The organism is Sulfitobacter sp. 15WGC, from assembly GCF_005068605.1.
In the GTDB taxonomy this organism is placed as follows: domain Bacteria; phylum Pseudomonadota; class Alphaproteobacteria; order Rhodobacterales; family Rhodobacteraceae; genus Sulfitobacter; species Sulfitobacter faviae.
This window is the reverse complement of record NZ_SZNL01000059.1, coordinates 1-1,006: the sequence shown is the minus strand read 5'-3', so window position 1 is coordinate 1,006 and position 1,006 is coordinate 1. Positions and strand designations below refer to the sequence as shown.

The window sequence follows — 1,006 nt, the reverse complement described above, 5'->3', positions numbered from 1 at the left end:
CGGATCTTCTCCTCCGCCGAGTAGGTCTGGCGGGTCTTGCGGCGGATCTTTTTGACCAGCTTGTCAGCTGCGTCTTTCGATGTTCCGGGCTTCTTGTTCATCTTCGCTCCTTAAAGGCTACGATGAATGACCTGCCCCCCGCGAAATCCCTCACCATGATGTAGAGTCTGCCCAACCCTGGAGGAGCAGACGAATGCGGAAGAGCCGTTTTACCGAGCCGCAGATTATCGGGATGATCAAGGAGCAAGAGGCAGGCATGCCGACGGCGGAGGTGTGCCGCAGGCACGGGCTCAGCCCGGCAACGTTCTACAAGCTGAAGTCCAAGTATGGCGGCATGGAGGTGTCGGAGGCCGCGAGGCTGAAGGCGCTGGAGGACGAGAACGCCAAGCTGAAGCGGCTGCTGGCCGATACGATGCTGGACAATGTGGTTCTGAAGGATCTTCTGGGAAAGAGCTGACGACGCTGACCAAGCGGCGAGAGGCGGCGCTCAGGGCGATGCGGGATCACGGCATCTCGCAGCGCCGGGCCTGTCGGCTTGTTGGTGTCGACCCAAAGACAGTCCGGCGCGAACGCCCGTCCCGCTGCCCGGCAGCACATGCACAGCATGTGCGAGAGGGGACTGCCCTGAGATCCGCAAGGAGATGCAGGAGATCGCCGGAAAGCGGCGCCGGTTCGGCTACCGCCGGATTGGCGTGTTGCTTGAGCGCAAGGGCATGAGAATGAACCACAAGAAACTGTATCGGCTCTACCGGGAAGAAGGGCTGTCAGTGAAGCGGCGGCGCGGCCGCAAGCGGGCCCGTGGAACGCGCTCCCCGATGCCGGAGGCTGCGTATCCCAATGCGCGCTGGTCTCTGGACTTCCTGGCTGACAGCTTCGGGGCATCCCGGAAATTCCGCATCCTGGCAGTGATAGACGATTGCAGCCGCGAAAACCTGTGCCTGATTGCTGACACCAGCATCTCCGGCGCGCGTGTTGCGCGTGAGCTGGATGCGCTGGTGCGGATCTA

1 pseudogene is annotated in these 1,006 nt (G+C 62.1%); it reads left to right on the top strand.

What is annotated here, in order from left to right:
* Positions 1-193: 193 nt before the first annotated feature.
* Positions 194-1,006 (top strand): annotated as a pseudogene (locus FCK22_RS17935) (IS3 family transposase); the annotation flags it as partial.